This window comes from Stenotrophomonas sp. YJH_SMC_123 (genome assembly GCF_059368215.1).
The window spans coordinates 1-23,173 of record NZ_JCAFRM010000008.1 but is presented as its reverse complement, the minus strand read 5'-3'; the positions used below and the strand labels follow the sequence as shown (position 1 = coordinate 23,173).

The window sequence follows — 23,173 nt, the reverse complement described above, 5'->3', positions numbered from 1 at the left end:
GGCCTTTGCCTGTAACCTGCCATTGGATGCATCCTGTACGCGCACCATGACCCTGATCCGCGCCCTGCCCGCCCTCACCGACACCGAGCGCCCGCGCAACGCGAGCGTGCGTGAGCAGCTGCAGCGGCTGGAAGACGTGGCCCGCGAGGAACTGCTCGAACTGCAGCAGCTGGCCGATGCGCGCCCCACCCCCTCCCGAGCCGACGATGAACTGCTGGGCCTGGCATGGGACCTGGGCCTGGATGGCGAAGCCCTGAAGTAGATCCACGTCCTGCGTGGATGGGCCGTCGTGATATCTGCACCTCTGCTTTGGCTGTCGCCTTTTAGGATTTGTTGCATAGCCTGAGGAAGGGGACGAGGACACACTGCCCACTCCCCCTGTCTCTCTGGCCTCCGCATGACGTTCAATCTGGAAGAAGCCCGCGAGGCTTTTGAGCAATTCCTTATGCTGATGGACGGCCAGATAGAATGGCTGGTCGCGCAGGCTCAAACGCATGGCATTGAACTGGATGGCAGCCCCGAAAGCCTCGACAGGCTGGAACGCCTCCATGACTTGATGGCAGCCACGCTGTCTGAGGACGAGCGGGACTCTCTGAGGGTCGTGTTCGCCCGATATCTAGGGGAGACCGTCAGGCTGGTGCACGGTGGGAAGTGGGCCCTGCCACTTGATGACCCTAAGGACATCCACTTCAACAGGCCCGTCATCATTGGGCACTCACGCTACCCCCTGTGTGAATTCAGTCCCATCCATGCGATTCACGCCTACTCGCTTCGCCGCCGCCCGGGGCTGATCAGAAGCATCGTAGCCAGCAGCGTTGATCCGCAGATCCTGGACCTAAGCGATCTCGCCGAAGAAGGTTGACCCAAGTCGCCCCCGAGAAACGCACGACCTGCTGCACGGACTCGCCCCCCTCGCGGGGCCGGCCACGGCTGCCCATGGCATGATTGCCCGGTCCCGTTCATGGAAGACCGATGGCCATCGCCCTGATCGCAGTGCTCCTGTTCGAAGCCGTCCTTCTGATGGCCTGGGTGGCCGGCTATTTCAGCTGGGTCATCACCCTGTTCAACGAACGCATCGCGGCGTCACCGGCCATGCAGGCCCGGCTTTCGCTGGGCAGCCTGGAACGTGACCTGCCGCAGGACAGATGGCTGCAACTGGCCTTCCATGCGCTGCCCGATGGCAGCATGGCGTTCCGCGAGAGCTTCGCACCGAGCTTCGGCCTGCGCTACTTCCCGGTGATGCGTGGACGAATCGTTCTCAACGCGCGACGGCACGAGGTGCGGGTGATCGGCCTGTGCAGCTGGTTCGTGGCAATCCTGTCGCTGCTGCTGTTGCCACTGGTGGCGATGCGCCCGATGGTGGCACCGATGCTGCTGGTGCTGCCGCTGTTCCTGGCCAGCTATCTGGTCCAGAAGCGGCGCTATGCGGCCATCGTCGAGGCCCTGCGCATGCAGTTGAAGGCGGAGTTTCCCAGGTAGTTCCACGCCATGCGTGGATGATCGCGAGCGCCAGGGCATCCGTGCCGGCCAACGGTCGGCACCCACCAGAGCTGGGCGCACCAGAGTCAGGCCACACCGCGCCGGCATCCGCCAGCGCAGACCCTCAGCGCACCAGCACCGCTTCGCCGCTGGCGTCGGTGCGCATTGGCGCCGGGCGCTGCTGGCGCAGCCACTGCGCCAGATCACGCGGGCTGAGCGGGCGCGAGTACAGGTAGCCCTGGATCTCGTCGCAGCCCTGGCGGCGCAGCATGTCTTCTTCCTGGTGGGTTTCCACGCCTTCGGCCACCACCTTCATGCCCAGCGCGTGGCCCAGGTGGACGATGGCCTGGGTGACTTCGGCCGTGCCCGAATCATGCAGCATGCCCTGCACGAAACTGCGGTCGATCTTCAGGCGCCCCACCGGGAAGCGATTGAGGTAATTGAGGTTGGAGAAGCCGGTGCCGAAGTCATCCACCGCCAGCGGCACGCCATGCCGTTCCAGCACGTCGAAGCAATGGCGCAGGATGTCGGTATCACGGATCAGCGCCGACTCGGTCAGCTCCAGTTCCAGCCGTTGCGGCGGCCAGCCATGGGCATGGCAGATCTCGATCACGCGCTCGGCGAAGCCGCGATCACGCAGCTGCACCGCCGACACGTTGACCGCGATGCGATCAAAGTGCAGTCCGGCACGGTCCCAGGCGGTCGCCTGGCGGCAGGCCTCGTTCAGCACCCAGTCGCCGATGCGCACGATCTCGCCGCACTTTTCGGCAATGGGAATGAACTCGGCCGGGCTGCAGTAGCCGATGCCGGGGCGGTGCCAGCGCAACAGTGCCTCGATCGCCGGTGGCTCGCCGTGGTGGGCGTGCAGCAGCGGCTGGTAGGCCAGGCTGAACTCGTCGCGCTCGATCGCCCCATGCAGGGCATGCTCGACGTCCAGCCGGCGCTGGATGCGGGCCAGGGCGTCCTGGCTGTAGTACTGGTAGGTGTTGCGCCCGGCTTCCTTGGCCGCATACATCGCGGCGTCGGCCGCGCGCAGCAGTGAGTCGAAATCGGTCTGCGCATCGCCCAGCATCGCGATGCCGACGCTGGCGCCGACTTTCAACGTGGTCTCGCCACGGCGCAGCGGCTCAGCCAGCGAGGCAATCAGCTTGCGGGCGACATGACCGGCATCTTCCGGCTCGGCCAGGTCGCGCAGCACCACGATGAACTCATCGCCACTGAAGCGGCCGAACAGGTCGTTGCTGCGCAGGTTCTGGTGCAGGCGGGTGGCTGCGGCCTTCAGCAGCGCATCGCCGGTGGCGTGGCCGAAGCTGTCGTTGATGGTCTTGAAGCCGTCCAGGTCGATGAACAGCATGGCCAGCGAGGTACCGCGGTCGCGTGCTTCCTCGATGGCTTCGGCGGTCTGTTCGCCGAGCAGTACGCGATTGGGCAGGCCGGTCAGCAGGTCGTAGTGGGCCAGCAGTTCGATGCGTTCGTTGGCTTCGCGCTCGCGGGTGATGTCACGGAACAGGACAACGAACCGCGGCGGCAGGCCGTCACGGCGGTCCAGTTCGATCAGCACCTGCACCCAGACGCGCAGGCCGGACTGGCGGTAGAAGCACAGGTCCAGCTGCTCGGGTAGGCCGCCGTTGGCGATACGGGCGAGCGCCGCCTCGAACGCGTTGCGCGAGTCCTCCGTGTACAGCGCCAGCGCCTGGTCGAGGGTGATCGGTTCCTTGCGCAGGCCATGGATGCGGTAGCACTCCTCGGTCCATTGCATGCTGCGGGTCTGCACTTCGATCTCGCAGCCGCCGATGCGGCCCAGCGCGGAGACCCGGTTCAGCAGTTCGGTGCGCCAGCGGATCAACGCATCGGTCTGGTGCTGTTCGGTGATGTTCTGTACCTGGCCGAGCAGGCGCTTGGGTTGCCCGTCCATGTCCAGCAGCGGCTGCATCCATAGCCGCAGGTGCTGCGAAGGCTCATGGCCGCGGGTCAGCTCCAGCTCGAGGTTGGCAGCGCGGCCATCGCGCCACAACCGCCGCCATGCCGCGCGCAGCGCGCCGCGGGAGCGTGGATGCAGCTGCTTCAGCCACCGCCGCTGGCCCGGAACGGCGCCCTGCTCCAGTGCCAGCAGCGAACGCAGTTCCGGCGACCACCAGAAATGCCCGCTGTTGGGATCAAACGACCAGCTGCCCATGCTGGCGATGCGCTGGGCCTCGCTCAGGTGCAGCTGCTGTTCCTGCAGCAGCGATTCGAGCTGCTTCTGCTGCTCGATATCGGTATGCGTGCCGACCATGCGCAGGGGCTGGCCATCGGCGGTGCGAGCGACCACGCGGCCGCGATCGAGCACCCAACGCCACTGGCCATCGGCCTGGCGGAAACGGAACTGTGCGCTGTACTGCTCGCTGTGCCCGCGCAGGTGCTCGTCGAGCGCGGCGCGCACCTGGGCGATGTCCTCGCCGTGCACGCGAGACAGCAATTCAGTGGCGGTCTCGTCGCCCAGCGCCGGCGTGCGCGCCACCCGGTCACTGGGGATGTCCCAGTCCCACAGGCTGTGGCCGGCGCTGTCCAGTGCCAGCTCCCAGCGCCCGCCCGCATCGACCGGCACCGGCTCGGGAATGCTCAGGGTGAACGCCAGCAGGTTGCCGGCACCGTCGTGCACCGCACGCAGGTGACCGTCGTAGTGCCCCCGCGGGCCGCCCGGCAGCGTGCAGGCAACGATGCCACCATCGGCGGCCATCAGGCGCAGATCTTCCAGCATCGGCGCATAGGCCGCCACGGTGGCCGGCAGGCCATGCTCGCGCGCGGCCGGATTGGCCGCCAGCGGGCGCCCGGCACGGTCGACGATGACCAGCGCCGACGCAAGCGGGTGCTGCAGCAGGCTGGCGATGATCCCTTGGTCCACGCGATCTTGCTCCGGATGACACGCCCGTCAGCGGGGCACGCAGTGGTTAACGGCGCCTGCGGCGGATAATTGAGTGGTCACGGCACGCTGCGGGGTAAGATGACCGGCGCCCCTGTCACCCGCCCCGTCCATGCCCGCAGAACCGACCGGCAACGCCCCAGTTCCCGACCCGCGGATGGCGCAGGCGCTGAGCCGTGACCGGCGCCGGGTGGTGCTGAGCTACCTGGTGATGGCGCTGGCCTGGATGATCTCCACCGACAGCGTGGTGCAGGCGCTGGTGCCCGATCCGCAGCAGGCGGCCCTGTGGCAGGGCCTGAAGGGCTCGTTCTTCGCGCTGGCCAGCGCGGGCCTGCTCTATCTGCTGCTGCGCCCGCTGGCCGAACACGTGCTGCATACCCATGCGCGCCAGCAGGCCTCCGAGCTGCGCCTGCGGCAGATGTTCGAGGGCAACCCCGGGCCGATCCTCGTCTACGACCTGGACACGCTGGCGATCCTCGATGCCAACCCCGCCGCCTGCAGCGCCTTCGGCTGGGACCGCGACGAGCTGCTGGAACAGACCATCGACGCCTTGTGGCCGCCGGGCCAGGACCAGGCCCTGCAGACCAAGCTGGAGGCGATCCGCGAGGCGCCCGAGGAGCTGTGCATCCTGCGCGCTCAGCTGCAGCTGCGCGATGGCGCGCTGCGGCAGATGGAGCTGCGCTCCAACGCCATCAGCTACGACGGCCACAACGCCCGCCTGCTGATCGCCATCGACCGCACCGCCGAGGATCTGGCCCAGCTGCGCCGCGACCAGGCGTTGGCCCGGGTGGAGGAAGCCCATGAGCTGGCCCGCATCGGCGCCTGGGAACTGGACCCGTCCACCGGGCTGGGCCGCTATTCCAACCAGGTCTATCGCCTGCTCGGCCGCCGCCCGCCCGAGGCCCGGCGCTGGCACCGCTTCGATGAGCTGCTGGTGCCGGCCGACCCGGCCACCGCCACCCAGACCGAACAGCTGCTGGCCGAACTGTGCTCCGGCGAGCCGGTACAGGTGGACGTGCTGCTGCCGCTGCTGTCGATGGACGGCCGTGCATTGATGGTGCACCTGCGGGCGGCCAGCGGTATCGACGAAGCCGGCCGCAGCCGCGTGCTGGGGACGCTGCAGGACGTGACCGAGCGCGAGCAGTCGCGGCGCCTGCTGCGCGAGCGCGAGGAACAGTTCCGCGAGCTGGTGCGGGTACTGCCCGACGGCGTGGTGATCCTCTCCGACGAGCACGTGCTGTACGCCAACGCCTGGGCCGCCGGCCTGTTCGGCTACGGCAGCCACACCCTGCTGGGCGAGCCGCTGTCGGCACTGGTCGCTGCCGCCGACCTGCCACGGGTGCGCAGCCAGCTGCGCGCCGGCCAGCCCCACCTGGGGCCGGGCCACAGCAGCGTGGTGGCCATGCAGCGTGCGGACGGCCGCAGCTTCCATGCCGGCCTGGCGGTGGGCGAAGTGCGCTACGGCGGTCGTGACTGCAAGCTGCTGATCGTACGCGACCTGAGCGATTCCGAACGCACCCGCAGGGCGCTGGAAACCAGCAATCGCGAGCTGCAGGCGATGGCCGGGCGGCTGTTCTCGCTGCAGGAGGACGAGCGTCGCGCGATCTCGCGCGACCTGCACGATGACATCGGCCAGGCCATTACCGCGATCAAGCTGTCGGCGCATGCGGCGCAGGATGAGGACGATCCGAAGCGTCGTGGCGAGGACCTGGCGCAGATCGTCAGCCTGGCCGACACCACCGTGGCCAAGCTGCGCGACATCTCCACCCTGCTGCGCCCGCCGCAGCTGGATGCACTGGGCCTGGAGGCGGCGCTGAGCTGGCAGGCGCGGGTGCTGTTCCGCTCTTCGCCGGTGGAGCTGCTGGCCGAGATCGAGCCGCTGCCGCACCGCCCCGACAACAGCATCGAACAAGCCTGCTTCCGCATCGCACAGGAAAGCCTGACCAATGCGCTGCGCCATGCGCGCGCCAGCCAGGTCCTGCTGCAGCTGCGCGACGTCAGCCAGCGTGGCCTGCACCTGCAGATCCGCGATGATGGTGAAGGCTTCGATCCGGACGGCCCACGTGGCCTCGGCCTGATCGTGATGCGCGAGCGCGCGCAGAGCGTCGGTGGCCACGTGCGGATCGAATCCGCGCATGGCGAAGGCACCCTGATCGACGTCCACCTCCCCTACCAGGCGACCAGCATGGCCGCCGTCGATTCACCGGAATACTGAGCCTATGTGGAATCCCAACCTGCCCCCGGTCAGCATCGATGATGCCCCCGACCGCCTTGGCGCCGGCAACCCCGAGCTGCAGGCGATGGTTGCCGAGGCGGCCTCCGGCGGCATCGCGCTGATGCTGATGCACGTGGACATCGACCACTTCGCATCGGTCAACGAGAACATGAGTGCCGAAGTGGGCGATCAGGCGCTGGTACTGGTGGCGCAGCGCCTGCAGTCCTACCTGCGCGGGCGTGGCAAGCTGTGGCGGCATGGCAGCGACGAGTTCCTGATCGCGGTGCCCCGCACCGCGGACCTGCCGCTGCCGGAGGACTTCGCTGAAGAGATCCGCCAGCAGATGGAACTGCCGCTGTCGGTGCTTCCATACACGCTGTTCATGACCGGCAAGCTGGGCGTGAGCCTGTGCCCGGAACATGCCAGCAGCGCCTCGCGCCTGCTCGACCATGCCGAAGATGCGCTGTACCAGGCCGCCCGCGAAGGCGGCAATGCCGTGCGCATCCATGCCGTGGATACCCCGCCGAGCGCGCACAGCGAGAGCATCATCGCGCGCCAGATCGTCGATGCCATTCCCAATGGCGAGCTGAAGCTGCGTTACCAGCCGCTGGTGAGCGCCCGCGACGGCCACGTGGTCGGCATGGAAGCGCTGCTGCGCTGGCAGTCGCCGACCCTGGGCATGCTGGTGCCGGAGCGCTTCATGCGCACCGCCGAGCGCCTGGGCATCATCGTGCAGATCGGCACCTGGGTGCTGGAAGGCGCATTGAAGCAGGCGCGGTTGTGGCGCGACCAGGGCTTTGATGACTTCACCATCGCGGTGAACGTGTCCACCCTGCAGCTGCTGCGGCCGAACTTCTTCGCCGAGGTGATGTCCCTGCTGCAGGCCGCGGGCGTGCCGGCGCACATGCTGACGCTGGAGATCAACGAGAGCGCGCTGACCAACAACGTCAATTTCGTCCATGAAACGCTGGCCAACCTGCGCAACGAAGGCATCAGCCTGAGCCTGGACAACTTCGGCACCGGCGATTCCAGCCTCAGCGCGCTGGTGCGCTACCCGGTGGACAAGCTGAAGATCGACCGCAGCTTCATCAAGAGCGCACCGGCTGGAAATCGCGAAGCAGCCATTGCCCGCGCGATCATTGCCATGGGCCACCAGCTGGGCATGACCGTGATTGCCAACGGCGTGGAATCGCAGGCCCAACTGGGGTTCCTGCGCCGCAACGACTGCGATGTGTTCCAGGGCTACCTGTTCGGCGAGCCGATGTCGGCCGATGCCGCCGGCATGACCCTGCGCCGCCGCTACCTGCGCCCGGAAGCCTTCGCCGAAACGCGCCCGGACCGGACGCTGCTGCTGCTGGATGACGAGGAGAACGTGCTGCGCTCGCTGGTGCGCCTGTTCCGCCGCGACGGCTACCGCATCCTGGCCGCTGGCAACGTGCGTGACGCCTTTGATCTGCTGGCGATCAACGACGTGCAGGTGATCCTGTCCGACCAGCGCATGAGCGACATGAGCGGCACCGAGTTCCTGGGCCGGGTGAAGATGCTGTATCCGGATACGATCCGCCTGGTGCTGTCGGGCTACACCGATCTGAACACGGTGACCGATGCGATCAACCGCGGCGCGATCTATCGCTTCCTGACCAAGCCGTGGAACGACGACGAGCTGCGCAAGCACATCCACCAGGCATTCCGCACGTACGAAGAACAGCGCCGTAGCAATGCCGGCCCGGCACCGGTGGAAACCGGGGATGGTGGCGAGGATCGGCCGCTGCGGTGATGATCGGGTAGAGCCGGCCGCTGGCCGGCTGCCTTGGGTGCCCGGCTTCAATGAGGTTGCCGGCCAGCGGCCGGCACTACCATCGATAGGCCCCGGTAGAGCCGGCCGCTGGCCGGCTGCTCTGGGTGTCCGGTTCCACTTCGGAAGCGGTCAGCGCGGCTGCTTCACCGGCAGCACCACGCGGAAGCGCGAGCCCACGCCCGGGGTGCTGTCCAGGTCGATGCGGCCGTGATGCTTGTTGATGATGCTGTAGGAGATCGACAGGCCCAGACCGGTGCCACTGCCGACCGGCTTGGTGGTGAAGAACGGATCGAAGATGCGCTGGCGCAGTTCCGGCGAGATGCCGCCGCCGGTGTCTTCGAATTCAACCCACACGTGATCGCCATCAACGCCAGTGCGCACGGTGATCGTGCCGCGCTCGGCGATGGCATGGCCAGCGTTGAGCAGCAGGTTCATGTAGACCTGGTTCAACTCCGACGGCAGGCACTCCACCAGCGGCAACTGGCCGAATTCGCGTACCAGGGTGACCTTGTACTTGAGTTCGTTCCAGATGATGTTGATGGTCGATTCCAGGCCCGCGTGCAGGTCGACCAGCTTCCACGATTCGTCGCGACCGGAATACGAGAAGTCCTTCAGGTCGCGCACGATGCGGGTAACGCGCTCGATGCCTTCGCGCGATTCCGCCATCAGCTGCGGCAGGTCGCGGCTGATGAAGTCGATGTCCAGGCGGTCACGGATGTCATCGATTTCCGGAATCAGTGCCTTCGGGTCCGGCGCGCGCAGGGCGCGCTCGTAGGCTTCGATCACGGTGAACAGGCTGCGCAGGTACTCCTGCAGGCTGCCCAGGTTGGAGTGCACGTAACCGATCGGGTTGTTGATCTCGTGCGCGACGCCGGCGGCGAGCTGGCCGATCGAGGCCATCTTCTCCGACTGCAGCAGCTTTTCCTGGGTGCCATTGAGGCGCAGGTAGGCCTGGCGCAGCTCGGCGTGGCGCTGCTGCAGTTCGCGCTCGTAGTCTTCCTGCCCTTCGATGTGGCGGAACAACGCAAGGAAATGCCCTTCGCCGACCGGACCATGGTGGTACAGGTGGGCGATGACCACGCCCTCGCCCAGCGGCAGGCTGCCATTCCAGTGGCCATGCTGGCGGGCCTGCTCCAGTGCATCAGGGGGGAGCAGCTCGCGCAGCCGCTGCGGCGGCGGCAATCCGCCGTCCGAGCCACTGGCCAGCAGGTTCTGCGCGGCCGGGTTGGCCAGGGCCACCTGCCCGTCTTCAGTGAACAGCAGCAGGCCTTCGCGCAGGCGCTCAAGCAGGGCCTGCAGCACCGGCTGCGGCGGAAGGGGGGCGGTAACCAGGGCGTTGGCAGCGGACACGGCGACTCGGAGCGTTCGAACAGGCGCCCAATATACGCGGTCATGCAGCGGGCTTCAGCCCACCGGGAGGGGGTGTGCGACCGCCGTCGCGTCAGGCGACGGCGAGTGGCCGGCCGATGCTGACCGTGTGCGACTGGCCCTTGGCATCGTAGGCCGAGGCATCTTCGGTACGGCCGAGCTGGCGCAGCGCCCAGTTCACCTCGCGGCGACGGCGCGACAGCAGCACGCCGTTGGCGCGGTTGCGCTCGGCCAGTTCCTGCAGCTGTTCGCCCTCGCCCACCGGCGGCGCGCCTTCCAGCGCACGCAGCGCTTCCAGCTTGGCGCCGGTGGCCCGGATCAGGGCGTGCACGTCGTGCTCGACCAGGGCCTGGCGCTCAACGTCCAGGGCCTGGGCGAGGCGCTGCAGCGGCTCGCTCATCGCCGCAGTCATCCGTGCAGCTGCTGGTCCAGATCGAGCATGCGCGATGCGATCGCGTCCGGATTGATCTTGTAGGTGCCGTTCTGCAGTGACTCGCGCACGGCCGCCACGCGCTGGGCGTCGATCGCCGGGGCGGTGGTCAGCTCACGCTCGATGGCCTGCAGATTGGTGGCCTCGCCGGTCAGGCGCAGGCTGTCGGCCGCCTCGACCGGGCGCGCCGCCGCATCGGTGCTGACGCCGGGCTTGCTGGCCGGGGTCGTCACGCTGCGCAGTGCCTGGGGGACCTGCAGGTTGCCGTCGATTTTCTGGCTCATGGGGTGTCCTGGAGTTGCCGTTCACAAGGGATAACGGCCGCAGGGCCGTGATCTTTAGGGATATTTTGCGGTAAATCAACGCGCCACGATTACGTCACCTGCGGCGTCGACCGTGCCCTGCACGATCCGCCGCGAGGACAGGTTCTCGACCGAGACCCGCTCGTTCTCACCGGCATCACCCATCGCACGGCCGGCAATGCGCACCTCGACCGAACCGCGACGCGACACCAGGGCTACATTGTCTCCTCGCTTGATGAGACGCTGGACCACCAGATCGTTGTTCGACAGCAGGGCTCCGGCCTGCAACGGACGGCGGGCGATGCGGCCGATCGCTGCATTGGGATCGGACAGCACCGCGCCGGCAATCCGGGCAGCGTCACGCTGGGCAGTGGTGATATCGGCGGCCGTGAGGGTTTCTCCAGTGCCGATTCCGCGGTTGAGCACCAGCACGGTCTGGTTGCGCCGCACCTTCACCGGCACGAACAGGCGCCAGCCGCCCGCATCGGGACAGCTCACCTCCACCGTGGTGTTGGCGGTGGGCTGCACCTGCAACGCGCTGCCACATTTCGGCAGGCGCAGCGCATCGGCCACCTGCGCCTCGCCTTCGCTGCCGGCCGGCAGTGTCGACAATGCGGCCGCGCGGATGCTGGCCACCGGTTGCCAGTCGGCAGCCGCCGCCCACGGCGCAGCAGCGGCCAGTGCAAGGGCCAGTAGGGATGTGATCCGGCGCATGGCGCCTCCTGTCGATGGGATCTGGCCCAGCAGCGTGCAAGGGGTGTGCCAGAGACCGGGTCCCGTTGATCGGATCCGGGATGGGGATTCGACCGGATGGGTAGAGTCGACTGCCAGTCGACTTTCGCGCGAAGCGCGGGGTTTCCCGTGATCGGATCGAAGAGCAGTCGACTGACAGTCGCTCTACAAAAGCGGTGTGGAGCGCGCGGACGACAGAGCGCCCTCAAGTTCCGCCCCCACCACGCCGATACAGCAGCCATGTCCCATGACCTGCTCAACCGGATCGACCAGCGGACCCGACTGGCCGGCCACAACCGCCTGGCGCTGCTGCTGTTCCGCCTCGGCGGACGTCAGCTTTTTGGCGTCAATGTCTTCAAGGTGCAGGAAGTCCTGCGCCGCCCGGAGCTGTTCCAGGTGCCCGGCCTGCCCAGCCAGTTCTCCGGCGTGGCCGACGTGCGCGGCCGCTCGGTGCCGGTACTGGACCTGGGCCTGGCGATCGGCCACCCCGAGCGCGAACCGGACGCGGACACCTCGCCCGGCTACCTGGTCGTCACCGAATTCAACCGCTCGATCCAGGGCTTCCTGGTCAGTGGCGTCGAACGCATCGTCAACATCGCGGTGGAAGACATCCACCCGCCACCGGAGCTGGGCGCCGAGTCGAGCTACCTGACCGCGGTGACCCGCTTCCAGGGCGAGCTGATCCAGGTGATCGACGTTGAGAGCGTGCTGGCCGATATCGCCCAGGTGCGCGGAGAAGCGGTACTCGACCCGGCAATGGCCATGCCCGCCGACGGCCCGCAGCTGCAGGTGCTGGTGGTGGACGACTCGCGCGTGGCCCGCCAGCAGATCCGCAGCGTGCTGGACCAGCTGGGCGTGGGTGCCACCCTGCTTTCCGACGGCAAGCAGGCGCTGGACCACCTGCTGCAGGTCCACGCCTCGGGGGAAAATCCGACCGAGCGCTATGCCATGGTCATCTCGGACATCGAGATGCCGGCCATGGATGGCTATACGCTGACGACGGAAATCCGGCGCCACCCGGGCCTGGCCGGCCTGTACGTGCTGCTGCACACCTCACTGTCGGGCGTCTTCAACAACGCCATGGTCGAGCGCGTCGGCGCCAATGCGTTCGTCGCCAAGTACTCGCCGCACGAGCTGGCCGACTTCGTGCTGGACCGCCTGCGCAAGGTGGCGCTGGCGGCGTAAGGCCCGCCGAGGGGTCGGATCCCGGAACGGGCTCCGACCCCGCATCGCAACGCGTCAACCACGGGGTCAGAGCCCCTGCGGGGATCTGACCCCCTCTCCATTTGGCACACCCCTTGCAGCTTCCCGGGCAACGTTCCCGTGGGAGTGCACCGTGCGCAACCTGATTACCGACTACCTGGGCGTCCACGCCCAGGCCATGCCGTTGCGCGAACAGCGGATGAAGCTGATCGCCAGCAACCTCGGCAATGCCGACACTCCCGGCTACAAGGCCCAGGACCTGGACTTCGATGCCGCCCTGCGCCACGCCCAGGGGCAGGATGCCAATGGCCTGATGGCCACCACCCATGAGCAGCACTACGAGATCAGTAGTGGCCTGAACCCGTTCCAGATCGCGCGCGAAGGCGTGCAGCCCAGCCTGGACGGCAACACCGTCGACCCCGATGCCGAGCGTGCCGCCTATGGCCGCGCCGCACTGGAATACCGCGCCTCGCTCAGCTTCGTCGAGAGCAAGGTGCGTTCCATGCTGACCGCGATCACGGGGCAATAAGCCATGAGCAACCTGCCGATCTTCGACATCGCCGGCTCCGCGCTGCAGGCGCAGTCGGTGCGCATGAGCACCATCGCCTCCAACCTCTCCAATGCCGACACCGTCGCCGGTTCCGCCGACGCCGTGTACAAGCCGCTGGAACCGATCTTCCAGGCCGTCACCAGCAAGAACGATCCCAACATCACCTCGGTGAAGGTGAAGGAGATCACCCAGAGCGAGGCCGCGCCGATCAAGCGCTACGAGCCGGGCCACCCGCTGGCCGACGCCGATGGCTACATCTACCAGCCCGATGTCGATCCGGTGGCGCAGATGGTCAACCTGATCTCGACCTCGCGCAATTACCAGGCCGGCGTGGAGATGTTGACCACCGCCAAGGAACTGGCCCTGGCCACCCTGACCATGGGCCGCTGAGGCCCGCAGCACCGGATACCGCCATGACCACCGCCGTCAACAACCAGACCAACCAGGACGTCTATTCCGCGCTGGGCCTGAACGCCCCCAACAGCAACGCCACGAAAAAGAAGAACACGCTGGACCAGGCCGACTTCCTGCGCCTGATGACCGAGCAGCTGCAGCACCAGGATCCGCTGAAGCCGATGGACAACACGCAGATGGTCGCGCAGATGGCGCAGATGTCCACCGTGCAGGGCATCACCGATCTGAACAAGACGGTGAAGGGCTTCCAGGAGTCGATGGCCAGCGACCAGGTGCTGCGTGGCGCTGCGCTGGTCGGCCACCAGGTGCTGGTGCCGTCGGAAAAGCTGGTGCTGGAGAAGGAAGGCAATGTCGAAGGCACGGTGGCTGCACCGTCGGCCGGCATCATCACCGTGGACATCACCGACGCCAACGGCGCCAAGGTCACCTCGCTGAGCGTGGAAGCCAAGGCTGCCGGCGAAACCGCCTTCCAGTGGGACGGCAAGGATGCCAACGGCAAGCGCATGGAGCCGGGCAAGTACTCCATCGTCGCCAACCATGTCGACACCGCCGGCAAGAGCACCAAGCTGTCCACCTACGTACAGGCGCCGGTGGAGAGCGTGACCGTTGGTTCCGACGGCCTGTACCTGAACCTCAAGGGCCTGGGCACGGCCCCGATCGACTACGTGCTCCGCGTCAGCTGAGCCGCACCTTCCGCATCAACCAGGAGCATCCCATGGGCTTCAATGTCTCGCTGTCCGGCATCAACGCCGCCAACACCGACCTGAGCGTCACCGCCAACAACGTCGCCAACGTCAACACTACCGGCTTCAAGCAGTCGCGCGCGGAGTTCGCCGACCTGTTCGCTTCGACCAGCTACGGCCTGTCGAAGAACCAGACCGGCTCGGGCGTGCGCGTTTCCAACGTCGCCCAGCAGTTCATCCAGGGCCACAACGAGCAGACCGGGCGCAGCCTGGACATGGCCATTTCCGGTGAAGGCTTCTTCACCATGAACATGAATGGTTCGCGCGTGTACTCGCGTGCCGGCAACTTCCAGACCGACTCGGCCGGCTACGTGGTCAACCCGCAGGGTGCGCGCCTGCAGGTGTTCGCGCCGAATGCCGATGGCACCAACTTCGATGCCGGCCGCCTGGTCGACCTGCAGCTGCTGACCACCGACAGCCCGCCGAAGCAGACCAGCGAAGTGAAGGTTGGCTTCACCCTGCCGGCCAACGCCAAGCAACCGACGGTGGCGACCTTCGACCCGGCCGATTCGAACAGCTACAACCACTCCAGCGGTGGCATCACCGTGTACGACTCGCTGGGCGTGAGCCACATCCAGGTCTCGTACTTCGTCAAGGGCGCCAACCCCAACGAATGGACCGTGCGCAATTACGTCGATGGCCAGCCGGCCGGCGCACCGACCCCGGTCACCTTCGACAACAGCGGCAAGCTGGTCGCACCTGCCAACGGCAAGGTCAGCCTCGGCACCTTCACCCCGACCACCGGTGCCGGCCAGTTGAACATGACGCTGGACATCAGCGGCTCCACCCAGTACGGCGAGAAGTTCGCCCTGCGCAATACCCAGCAGGACGGCTATGCCGCCGGCAAGCTCAACGAAGTGACCGTGTCCGAATCCGGCGTGGTCTACGCCCGCTATTCCAACGGCGACGACAAGCCGCTGGGCCAGGTCGCCCTGACCACCTTCAACAACACGCAGGGCCTGGAATCGAAGGGCAACAACCTGTGGGTGGAGACCTTCGAATCGGGCACGCCGCGCACCGGCATGCCGGACACCTCCAACCTCGGCAAGATCCAGGCCGGCTCGCTGGAAGCGTCCACCGTCGATCTCACCGAGCAGCTGGTCAACATGATCACCGCGCAGCGCAACTTCCAGGCCAACGCGCAGATGATCACCACGCAGGACCAGATCACCCAGACCGTCATCAACATCCGTTGATGAGCTGCTGACCCTGTCACGGAACTCCCCGCATGGATAAAGCTCTTTACGTGGCGATGACCGGTGCCCGCGCCTCCCTGCAGGCGCAGGGAACGCTCAGCCACAACCTCGCCAACTCGGACACCCCTGGCTTCAAGGAAGCGCTGGCCAACACCGAAGCCTTCCCGATCAAGGGCCCGGGCTTTGCCTCGCGGGTGGATGCGCTGCACGTCGACGCCGGCTTCAACCGTACGCCCGGCTCGCAGCACATCACCGGCAAGCCGCTGGATCTGTCCCTGCAGACCGGCACCTGGCTGGCCGTGCAGTCCAGCGACGGCAGTGAGGCGTACACGCGCGGCGCTGCATTGTCGGTCACCCCGAACGGCCAGCTGGTGACCTCCAGCGGCCGTCCGGTACTGGATGACAACAACAACCCGATCGCCATTCCGCCCTACCAGGCGATGGAAATCGGTGCCGACGGCACGCTCTCGATCATCCCGCAGGGCGAAGGCCCGCAGACCATGGCGCAGATCGGCCGGATCAAGGTGGTACAGGCGCCGGACGAGCGCCTCGAGCGTGGCCTGGATGGCCTGTTCCGCAACACCGACCCACTGCAGCCGTTCGCACCGGCACAGGGCACGGCCGTGCACAGCGGCCAGCTGGAAGGCAGCAACGTCGATGCCGCCGGTGCACTGGTGCAGATGATCCAGCTGCAGCGCCAGTACGAAATGCAGGTGCAGGTGATCAAGCACGGCGACGACAACGCGCGCAGTGCCAACAGCCTGCTGCGCCTGGGCAGCTGACGGAATTCCGGCGCCGCCCGGGCGCGGCGCTGGCACACCGCTTGCACACCCGTTACCAGGGGCCGCATCGCGCGGCCGCCTTTACCCAGACAGGACACCGAAGATGAACCAGGCATTGTGGATCGCGAAAACCGGACTGGATGCGCAACAGATGCGCATGTCGGTGGTTTCCAACAACCTCGCCAACACCAACACCACCGGCTTCAAGCAGGACCGTGCCAGCTTCGAGGACCTGCTGTACCAGCAGGTGCGCCAGCCCGGCGGCTCTTCGTCGGCGCAGACCCAGCTGCCGACCGGCCTGCAGCTGGGTACCGGCGTACGCGTAGTCGCCACCGCCAAGAATTTCGAGCAGGGTGGCCAGCAGCAGACCGGCCGTGCGCTGGACGTGATGGTCAACGGCCGCGGCTTCTTCGAAGTGCAGATGCCCGACGGCAGCTCGGCCTACACCCGTGATGGCTCGTTCAAGATCAACCAGGACAGCGAGCTGGTCACCAACAGCGGCTACCCGGTGCAGCCGGGCATCCAGATTCCCGAGGGCGCACAGTCGGTGACCATCGGTACCGACGGCACCATCAGCGTGAAGATGGCCGACGGCGCGGCGTCAGTGGAAGTGGGTGCGCTGACCCTGACCGACTTCGTCAATCCGGCCGGCCTGCAGGCGCGCGGCGAGAACCTGTTCCTGGAAACCACCGCTTCCGGTCCGGCACAGAACGGCAATCCCGGGCTCAACGGCCTCGGCACCGTGGTGCAGGGCGCGCTGGAAGGCAGCAACGTCAATGTGGTCGAAGAGCTGGTGTCGATGATCGAAACCCAGCGCGCCTACGAAATGAACGCCAAGGCAATCTCCACCACCGATTCGATGCTCGGCTATCTCAACAACAAGCTCTGACCGGCCCAACCGGGAAACCGCCATGTCGCCCATTTCCAGATTCACCCGCACTGCCCTCGCCTGCGCCGTGGTCGCCCTGCTCGGTGGCTGCGTGATCGCCGGCGACGTGCGCCCCTACGCGGCGATGGCACCGATCCAGCCGATCATGCCGCCGCAGGCCGCGCCGACCGCCGGTGCGATCTACGCTGCCGGCCCGACCCTGCAACTGTACTCGGACCGCCGCGCACGCGATGTCGGCGACCTGCTGACCATCACCCTGCTGGAAAACACCACCGCGCAGACCAGTGCCAACACGGCCACCAACAAGGAATCCAACCTGAGCCTGGGCACGCCGTCCATCCTCGGTGCGCCGGTCACCCTGGGCGGCAAGGACATCCTCAGTGCGACGGCCAAGGGCGCGCGTGACTTCACCGGCAAGGGCAACAGCGCGCAGAGCAACCGCCTGCAGGGCAGTGTCACCGTCACGGTGATCCAGCGCCTGCCCAATGGCAACCTGGTGGTACAGGGGCAGAAGAACCTGCGGCTGAACCAGGGTGATGAACTGGTACAGGTGCAGGGCATCGTGCGCCCGGGCGACATCAGCCAGGACAACACCATTCCTTCCAGCCGCGTGGCCGAAGCCCGCATCGTCTACGGCGGCCGCGGCCCGGTCGCGCAGTCCAACGCGATGGGCTGGCTGAGCCGCTTCTTCAATTCCGGCCTGACGCCGTTCTGAGTATGGCCATGAAACTCCTCCCCTCTTCTTCCTGGCAGCGCCGCGTGGCGTCGTTCGTCGCGCTGATGCTGCTGGTCGTGGCAGCCCCGGCCAGCGCCGAGCGCATCAAGGACCTGGCCCAGGTCGGCGGCGTGCGTGGTAACGCCCTGGTGGGCTACGGCCTGGTGGTCGGCCTGGATGGCAGCGGCGACCGCACCAGCCAGGCGCCCTTCACCGTCCAGAGCCTGAAGAACCTGCTCGGCGAGCTGGGCGTGAACGTACCGGCCAACGTCAATCCGCAGCTGAAGAATGTTGCGGCCGTCGCGATCCATGCCGAGCTGCCGCCGTTCGCCAAGCCGGGCCAGCCGATCGACATCACCGTGTCGTCGATCGGCAACGCCGTCTCGCTGCGCGGCGGCTCGCTGCTGATGGCCCCGCTGCGCGGCGCCGACGGCCAGATCTATGCGATCGCGCAGGGCAACCTGATCGTCGGCGGCTTTGGTGCGCAGGGCAAGGATGGTTCGCGGGTTTCGGTGAACGTACCGAGCGTGGGCCGCATTCCCAATGGCGCCACGGTCGAGCGTGCCCTGCCCGACCCGCTGGCCAATGGCGGCGACATCACGCTGAATCTGCACAAAAACGATTTCACCACCGTTTCGCGCATGGTCGCCGCACTCAACAACGCGTTCGGCGAAGGCGCCGCGCGTGCGGTCGACGGCGTGACCGTGGCCGTGACTGCGCCGACCGATCCGGGCGCACGCATCGGCCTGCTGGCCCGCATCGAGAACCTGGAGCTGACCCCGGGCAGCGCCCCGGCCAAGGTCGTGGTCAATTCCCGCACCGGCACCGTGGTCATCGGCCAGCAGGTGCGGGTCGGCCCTGCCGCGATCTCGCATGGTTCGCTGACGGTGACGATCCAGGAGAACACCAACGTCAGCCAACCCAATGCCCTGTCCGGTGGCCGTACCGTGGCCAGCCCACAGTCGACCATCACCGCCACCAACGACGGCAGCCGCATGTTCAAGTTCAGCGGCGGCACCACCCTGGACGAGATCGTGCACGCGGTGAACGCCGTGGGCGCGGCGCCGGGCGACCTGATCGCGATCCTGGAAGCCCTGAAGCAGGCCGGCGCATTGAGTGCCGAGCTCGAGGTGATCTGACATGCGCATCAATCCCGCATTCGACCTGCACCCGGCGCAGCAGAACGACCCGGCGAAGATCGACAAGGTCGCACGCCAGCTGGAAGGCCAGTTCGCACAGATGCTGGTCAAGAGCATGCGTGATGCCAGTTTCGGCGACTCGCTGTTTCCCGGCGAGAACAAGATGTTCCGCGACATGTACGACCAGAAGATCGCCGAGGCGATGACCCGCGGCAAGGGGCTGGGCCTGTCCGGCGTGATCAGCCGCCAGCTGTCCGGCCAGGCCGCCGACGGCCCCGCGCTGGATACCCGCGTGGATCCGGCCAAGGCCAGCCGCGCCTACCAGCTCAACGCGCCGGACAAGCCGGCACCGTCGCTGCCGTTGGAAGATGGCAGCCAGGCCGTGCGCATGCTGCAGCAGATGGCGGCCGGCGCACAGCACGGCGCGCAGGCCGCGCTGGCACCGATGGAACAGGCACTGGACCTGATCGCCGGTCGCGAAAGCAGCAGCCTGCACCGCTCGCTGGGCACCGAGGATCCGTACATCGGCAACCTGCAGGGCGAGGACTGGTCCACCAACAACGACCAGTGGTCGGCGACGGCCAGTAACCGCGGTACGGCCATGAGCCAAGCCGATGCGATGGCTACCCGCACCGCCGTGGCCCAGCTGGGGCCGCACACGCCGGAAGGTTTCGTCGCCAGCATCTGGCAGCACGCGCAGAGCGCGGCCAGGGAACTGGGCGTGGATGCCCGTGCGCTGGTCGCCCAGGCCGCGTTGGAAACCGGCTGGGGCAAGCGCCACATCCGCCAGTCCGACGGCAGTACCTCGCACAATCTGTTCGGCATCAAGGCCACCGGCTGGAGCGGCCAGCGCGTTGAAGCCGGCACCCACGAATACGTGGATGGCGTACGCCGCAACGAAACCGCCAGCTTCCGCGCCTACAGCTCGCCGGCCGAAAGCTTCGCCGACTACGTGCGCCTGCTGAAGACCAGCCCGCGCTACCAGCAGGCCCTGCAGGCCGGCACCGACGTGCAGGGCTTCGCCCGTGGCCTGCAGCGCGCCGGCTATGCCACCGACCCGCGCTATGCGGCCAAGATCGCCGCGATCGCCGGCGGCCCGACCATCGAGCGTGCCGTAGCGGCCGTGACCGACGCCGGCGCGCGCCTTGGCCAGACCTTCGCCAGCACCGCGACCGCGGCGCTGGGTATCACCCGTCGTTGAGGAACCCCATGTCCAGCGTACTTTCCACCGGTACCGGTGCCCTGCTCGCCTTCCAGCGTGCGTTGGCGACCACCAGCCACAACGTGGCCAACCTCAATACGCCCGGCTACAGCCGGCAGAAGGTCAACTTCGCTACCGCCGACCCGCAGAACTACGGCTATGGCACGGTCGGCAACGGCACCCGGATCACTGACATCCGCCGCACGGCCGACCAGCTGGCGATCTCGCGCCTGCTCGACAGCAGCGGTGAACTGGCGCGCCTGAAACAGCTTTCGGGCATGGCCGACCGGGTCAACGCGCTGTTCTCCGATGCGGCCACCAATGTGGCCGGCGTCTGGTCGAACTTCTTCGATTCGGTCAGTGGCCTGTCGTCCAACGCGGCCGGCACCGCCGACCGCCAGAACATGCTCGACGGCGGCAAGGCGTTGGCCAACCGCTTCGTGCAGCTCAACACGCACTTGAACAACCTCAACAGCGAGGTCAACAACGGCCTGCTGGCCGGTGCCACCGAGGTCAACCGCCTGGCGCAGGAAATCGCGCAGATCAACGGCGCCATCGGCACCAACGTCGCCACCGCGGCGCCCGATCTGCTCGACCGCCGCGACCAGCTGATCACCCAGCTGATCGGCTACACCGGTGGCACGGCCGTGATCCAGGACGGCGGCATCATGAATGTCTACACCGCCGGCGGCAACGCGCTGGTGGTGGGTACCACGGCGACCAAGGTCACCACCGTGGCCGACCCGTACCAGCCCGAGCGCCTGCAGTTGGCGCTGGAGACCCAGGGCAACACCATCCGCCTCGACCCGAAGGCGGTCGGCGGCCAGATCGGTGGCCTGCTGGAATTCCGCGACACCGTGCTGACCCCTGCCCAGGCTGAACTGGGCAAGCTGGCGGTGGGCCTGGCCGAGAGCTTCAACCAGGCGCACCACCAGGGCGTGGACCTGTATGGCCAGCTGGGCGGGGACTTCTTCACCATCGGCAACCCGCGCGTCACCGGCAACAACAGCAATACCGGCACCGCCAGCCTCAGCGCAACCTACGGCGACCTGGGCAAGCTGGACGCGCAGAACGTGGTGCTGCAGTTCGATGGCACCAACTGGAAGGCCAGCCGCGCCGACACCGGCGCCAGCATCCCGCTGACCGGCACCGGCACCGCCGCCGATCCGCTGGTGATCAACGGCGTCAAGCTGGTCGTCGGCGGTACGCCGGCTGCAAATGACCGCTTCCTGCTGCAGCCGACCGCGGGCGTGGCCGGCAGCATGGAAGTGGCAATCACCGATCCGTCGCGCATCGCCGCCGCTGCAGCGGTGAAGGGCGCGGCCGCCACCGCCAACACCGGTACCGGCAAGCTGAGCGGTGTCACCGTCACCGATTCGACCAACGCCAACCTGCGCAATCCGTCGGCGATCGTGTTCGCCTCGGCCACCACCTACACCATCGACGGTGGGCCGCCGCAGACCTACACGCCCGGCCAGACCATCAGCGCCAACGGCTGGAGCTTCGTGCTGGACGGTGCACCGAAGGTGGGCGATACCTTCAACATCACCCCGACCCCGGCCGGTTCGTCGGACAACAGCAACGCGTCGAAGCTGGCCAAGGTGGAAAGCGCGAAGGCGTTCAACGCCGGAACGGTGACACTGAACGGCGCGCTGGGTGGCCTGACCACCCAGGTCGGCGCCGCCGCCCGCTCGGCCGAGTACTCGCTCGACGCGCAGCTGGTGATCAATGACAAGGCGCAGGAAGCCCGCGACGAAGTCTCCGGCGTGAACCTGGACGAGGAAGCGGCGGACATGCTGCGCCTGCAGCAGGCCTACCAGGCCGCCTCGCAGCTGATCTCGACCGCCGACAGCATGTTCCAGACCATCCTGGGAGCCGTCCGCCGATGAGCAGCCGCATCTCCACCAGCATGATGTTCAACCAGTCGGTGTCGCTGATGATGGCCAAGCAGGCCAAGCTCAGCCACCTGGAGCAGCAGATCGCCACCGGCAGCAAGATCGTCAGCGCCAAGGACGATCCGGTTGCCGCCGGCACCGCGGTCGGCCTTGACCGCAGCCTGGCTGCACTGGACCGCATGAAGCTCAATGCCGGCAACGTGCAGAACCGCCTGGGCGTGCAGGAAAACACCCTGGCACAGGTCAACGACCTAATGGCACGCGTCAACGATCTGACCATCCAGGCCAGCAATCCGGCGCTGAGCGCGGCGGACAAGAAGACGCTGATCACCGAGGTCAACCAGATCCGCGACGGCCTGCTGTCGCTGGCCAACGCCGATGATGGCACCGGCCGCTATGTGTTCGGTGGCACCAACGACGGCGACCCGCCGTTTGCCAAGATCAACGGCAAAGTGGTCTACCGTGGCGACCAGACCCAGCGCCAGGTCGAAGTCGGTCCGGATACCTACGTGAAGGACGCGCTGCCCGGCAGCGAGATCTTCATGCGCATTCCCACCGGCGATGGCTTCGTCGACGGCAGCGCTGCGGCCGGCAACACCGGCAACGGCGTGCTCACCAACATCACCCGCGACGGCAGCGACAGCTGGAACGGCCAGGGCTTCAGCGTGCGCTTCACCACTGGCAACCAGTACGAGGTGGTGGATGGTGCGGGCAACGTGACCGGAACCGGCACCTACAAGGCCGGCGACGATCTGGAAGTGAACGGTGTGCGCCTGCGCATCACCGGCGCACCGGCGGCGGGTGACAGCTTCAGCGTACAGGCCGCCAGCAGCCGCGACATCTTCTCCACCATTGACAACCTGGTGGCGGCGCTGGGTGCCGACACCGGTACCACCGCGCAGATGACTGCGCAGCAGAACCAGCTGCAGAGCGCACTGCGCGACGTGGCGCGCGCTTCCGAGCGGATGATCGATTCGCGTGCCGCAGGCGGTGCGCAGTTGAAGGCGCTGGACAATGCCGCCGACATGCGCGAGGCCAATGGCGTGACCCTGAAGACCACGCTGTCGCAGATGCGCGACCTGGATTACGCCGATGCGCTGAGCCAGTACCAGCTGCAGAGCACCGCGCTGCAGGCGGCGCAGACGATCTTCTCGCAGATGCAGTCGATGTCGCTGTTCAACAAGCTGCGCTGACGCGCCGCCCGAGTCAGTCCCGAAAGG

22 protein-coding genes are annotated in these 23,173 nt (G+C 67.1%); 17 read left to right on the top strand and 5 right to left on the bottom strand.

Annotated features, from left to right (window positions below):
• The first annotated feature begins 46 nt into the window (after nt 1-46).
• From AC5P5W_RS16715 to AC5P5W_RS16705, 3 genes are all read left to right on the top strand, one after another.
• Nucleotides 47-262 (top strand): hypothetical protein, encoded by a 216-nt coding sequence (locus AC5P5W_RS16715; RefSeq protein WP_014647074.1) that lies wholly within the window; start codon nt 47-49, stop codon nt 260-262.
• 135 nt (nt 263-397) lie between these two features.
• Entirely contained in the window at nt 398-862 is a 465-nt protein-coding gene (locus tag AC5P5W_RS16710; RefSeq protein ID WP_164110737.1) for a hypothetical protein, read from the top strand.
• Nucleotides 863-972: 110 nt separating this feature from the next.
• On the top strand, nt 973-1,479 hold the full coding sequence (locus tag AC5P5W_RS16705; RefSeq protein ID WP_197574277.1) for a hypothetical protein: 507 nt from the start codon (nt 973-975) through the stop codon (nt 1,477-1,479).
• 124 nt (nt 1,480-1,603) lie between these two features.
• On the opposite strand, the gene AC5P5W_RS16700 is transcribed toward AC5P5W_RS16705, so the two are convergent.
• Entirely contained in the window at nt 1,604-4,363 is a 2,760-nt protein-coding gene (locus tag AC5P5W_RS16700) for a bifunctional diguanylate cyclase/phosphodiesterase (protein ID WP_495221291.1), read from the bottom strand.
• 130 nt (nt 4,364-4,493) lie between these two features.
• Here AC5P5W_RS16700 and AC5P5W_RS16695 point away from each other — a divergent pair, with 130 nt between their 5' ends.
• Nucleotides 4,494-6,596 carry a sensor histidine kinase gene (locus AC5P5W_RS16695; protein ID WP_032961901.1) on the top strand — a complete coding sequence of 701 codons (2,103 nt, stop codon included), beginning with the start codon at nt 4,494-4,496 and terminating at the stop codon, nt 6,594-6,596.
• A gap of 4 nt (nt 6,597-6,600) precedes the next feature.
• Nucleotides 6,601-8,373 carry an EAL domain-containing protein gene (locus AC5P5W_RS16690; RefSeq protein ID WP_014647070.1) on the top strand — a complete coding sequence of 591 codons (1,773 nt, stop codon included), beginning with the start codon at nt 6,601-6,603 and terminating at the stop codon, nt 8,371-8,373.
• Nucleotides 8,374-8,523: 150 nt separating this feature from the next.
• Here AC5P5W_RS16690 and AC5P5W_RS16685 read toward each other — a convergent pair whose 3' ends face one another.
• The 4 genes from AC5P5W_RS16685 to flgA form a co-directional block, all read right to left on the bottom strand.
• Complete coding sequence (locus AC5P5W_RS16685) at nt 8,524-9,744, bottom strand: ATP-binding protein (protein ID WP_014647069.1); 1,221 nt, start codon at nt 9,742-9,744, stop codon at nt 8,524-8,526.
• Nucleotides 9,745-9,835: 91 nt separating this feature from the next.
• Nucleotides 9,836-10,174 carry a FlgN family protein gene (locus tag AC5P5W_RS16680; protein WP_014037132.1) on the bottom strand — a complete coding sequence of 113 codons (339 nt, stop codon included), beginning with the start codon at nt 10,172-10,174 and terminating at the stop codon, nt 9,836-9,838.
• Complete coding sequence (gene flgM, locus AC5P5W_RS16675) at nt 10,171-10,476, bottom strand: flagellar biosynthesis anti-sigma factor FlgM (RefSeq protein WP_014647067.1); 306 nt, start codon at nt 10,474-10,476, stop codon at nt 10,171-10,173. Before flgM ends, AC5P5W_RS16680 begins: the two co-directional genes overlap by 4 nt.
• Nucleotides 10,477-10,551: 75 nt before the next feature.
• Nucleotides 10,552-11,208, bottom strand: coding sequence for a flagellar basal body P-ring formation chaperone FlgA (flgA, locus tag AC5P5W_RS16670; protein WP_140222812.1), 657 nt, complete (start codon nt 11,206-11,208; stop codon nt 10,552-10,554).
• Nucleotides 11,209-11,466: 258 nt separating this feature from the next.
• Here flgA and AC5P5W_RS16665 point away from each other — a divergent pair, with 258 nt between their 5' ends.
• The 12 genes from AC5P5W_RS16665 to flgL all read left to right on the top strand — a co-directional run bounded on the left by AC5P5W_RS16665 (nt 11,467) and on the right by flgL (nt 23,146).
• Nucleotides 11,467-12,411 (top strand): chemotaxis protein, encoded by a 945-nt coding sequence (locus AC5P5W_RS16665; RefSeq protein ID WP_049439361.1) that lies wholly within the window; start codon nt 11,467-11,469, stop codon nt 12,409-12,411.
• A 151-nt stretch (nt 12,412-12,562) separates the two neighbouring features.
• Nucleotides 12,563-12,958: a flagellar basal body rod protein FlgB gene (flgB, locus tag AC5P5W_RS16660; RefSeq protein WP_005409576.1), complete on the top strand. Its 396-nt coding sequence runs from the start codon at nt 12,563-12,565 to the stop codon at nt 12,956-12,958.
• 3 nt (nt 12,959-12,961) lie between these two features.
• Nucleotides 12,962-13,369, top strand: coding sequence for a flagellar basal body rod protein FlgC (flgC, locus tag AC5P5W_RS16655; RefSeq protein ID WP_005416461.1), 408 nt, complete (start codon nt 12,962-12,964; stop codon nt 13,367-13,369).
• Nucleotides 13,370-13,392: 23 nt separating this feature from the next.
• On the top strand, nt 13,393-14,076 hold the full coding sequence (locus AC5P5W_RS16650) for a flagellar hook assembly protein FlgD (protein WP_495221289.1): 684 nt from the start codon (nt 13,393-13,395) through the stop codon (nt 14,074-14,076).
• A 32-nt stretch (nt 14,077-14,108) separates the two neighbouring features.
• Nucleotides 14,109-15,332: a flagellar hook protein FlgE gene (gene flgE, locus AC5P5W_RS16645; RefSeq protein ID WP_014647063.1), complete on the top strand. Its 1,224-nt coding sequence runs from the start codon at nt 14,109-14,111 to the stop codon at nt 15,330-15,332.
• Between the two features lie 32 nt (nt 15,333-15,364).
• The gene (locus tag AC5P5W_RS16640) at nt 15,365-16,114 is read left to right on the top strand and encodes a flagellar basal body rod protein FlgF (protein WP_032961905.1); all 750 of its coding nucleotides are present in this window, start codon (nt 15,365-15,367) and stop codon (nt 16,112-16,114) included.
• 103 nt (nt 16,115-16,217) lie between these two features.
• Nucleotides 16,218-17,003 carry a flagellar basal-body rod protein FlgG gene (gene flgG, locus AC5P5W_RS16635; protein WP_005409571.1) on the top strand — a complete coding sequence of 262 codons (786 nt, stop codon included), beginning with the start codon at nt 16,218-16,220 and terminating at the stop codon, nt 17,001-17,003.
• Nucleotides 17,004-17,025: 22 nt separating this feature from the next.
• Nucleotides 17,026-17,718 (top strand): flagellar basal body L-ring protein FlgH, encoded by a 693-nt coding sequence (gene flgH / locus AC5P5W_RS16630; protein WP_014647061.1) that lies wholly within the window; start codon nt 17,026-17,028, stop codon nt 17,716-17,718.
• A 2-nt stretch (nt 17,719-17,720) separates the two neighbouring features.
• Nucleotides 17,721-18,857 carry a flagellar basal body P-ring protein FlgI gene (locus AC5P5W_RS16625; RefSeq protein WP_197575290.1) on the top strand — a complete coding sequence of 379 codons (1,137 nt, stop codon included), beginning with the start codon at nt 17,721-17,723 and terminating at the stop codon, nt 18,855-18,857.
• 1 nt (nt 18,858) lies between these two features.
• Nucleotides 18,859-20,058, top strand: coding sequence for a flagellar assembly peptidoglycan hydrolase FlgJ (flgJ, locus tag AC5P5W_RS16620; RefSeq protein ID WP_197575289.1), 1,200 nt, complete (start codon nt 18,859-18,861; stop codon nt 20,056-20,058).
• 8 nt (nt 20,059-20,066) lie between these two features.
• A complete protein-coding gene (flgK, locus tag AC5P5W_RS16615) occupies nt 20,067-21,947 on the top strand; it encodes a flagellar hook-associated protein FlgK (protein ID WP_197575288.1) in 1,881 nt (626 codons plus the stop codon).
• Nucleotides 21,944-23,146 (top strand): flagellar hook-associated protein FlgL, encoded by a 1,203-nt coding sequence (gene flgL / locus AC5P5W_RS16610; RefSeq protein WP_111206877.1) that lies wholly within the window; start codon nt 21,944-21,946, stop codon nt 23,144-23,146. The genes flgK and flgL overlap by 4 nt, the downstream gene beginning before the upstream one ends.
• Nucleotides 23,147-23,173 lie beyond the last annotated feature (27 nt).